The following is a 1,109-nucleotide window of genomic DNA, read 5'->3' as shown; positions in this document are numbered from 1 at the left end:
TACCCCGACCAGCGGCGCCGTCAGCGGGAGATTGCAGGTCAGCGCCCTGGAAGGCGATTCGAATCGGACCGGCGATGAGTTGCTATTTGGGCCGACGATCGGAACTTTAAATCCTGTTTCGGGTCCGAACAACCCTGTCGATAATTTTTTCGTGTCACAAATCAATGGTGACGATGGAACGCTAAATACGACGGGAACATTCGGCACATTGAATCAGCCGATCGGCTCCAACGCCGACGGACGTCGGCAAGGCTATGACATCACCAACATTGACGTATCCGCATTTTTGATCAATTCTCAATCCAGCGCCGTCATCCAGGGTACAACGACTGGCGACGCCTATCTGATTAACGGACTAGGGCTGCAAATCGATGTCAACGCTCCGAAATTTGACGTGACGAAATCGGCCAATATATCGGTCGCCCAGCCAGGTGACGTCATTACGTATCAGGTTGTCGTGACCAACACAGGCACGGCCGATGCCAATGTTGTCGTCATGTTCGATGCTTCTCCGGAAGGAACAACCCTGGTGGCCAACAGCGTAACGATCGATGGAGTCCCGCAACCGGGAGCAGATCCGTCCAATTTAAGCCTGGGTACTGTCGCAGCCGGGCAAACGGTTGTTATTGAATACCAGCTTCTCGTTATTTGCAATCCTGCTTCTGGTCAATTCGTCAATGAAGCATTGTTTGAATACCAATATCAGATGTCTCCGGACAGTCCCGTCCTTACAGGTTTTGGAGCCTCCAATGTGCTCGTCATCCAGACGCTGAAACAATATTTGGCCATAAATTTGGCTTCGATTGCCTTGGAAGAACTGGCTCAGGCACATTTAATGAATTCGGAAGCAGAAAAACTGCAAGCTATACTTGGGACACTGAACTTAACCATAGTTACACCTTCGTACGCGAACATCACGCAAATCATCGAAGCCAATTCTTCAGTGGGGAACTTGATTAAGACACTAACCAAACAGGAAGTGCTTCTTCTGGAACGCTTCAATCAGATTCTGGATTGGATTCCGGCTACGCCGAATAATTGCTAAATAATAGTCATGTGGTAATGGCAAGTCCCTGAGTTGTGAATATTAATTAGATAAAAAAGGAAAT

Annotated in this window: 1 protein-coding gene; it reads left to right on the top strand. The window is 48.5% G+C overall.

The window, feature by feature from the left end; genetic code table 11:
* Positions 1–1,045: alpha-helical endospore appendage domain-containing protein (locus AB1L17_RS31360; RefSeq protein WP_412848828.1), on the top strand; the 1,045-nt coding region annotated here is incomplete at its 5' end.
* Positions 1,046–1,109 lie beyond the last annotated feature (64 nt).

It is taken from the genome of Brevibacillus jepli, from assembly GCF_047229145.1.
Taxonomy (GTDB): domain Bacteria; phylum Bacillota; class Bacilli; order Brevibacillales; family Brevibacillaceae; genus Brevibacillus.
Note: the sequence above shows the minus strand (reverse complement) of the source record. Positions and strands in the feature narration are given on the sequence as shown.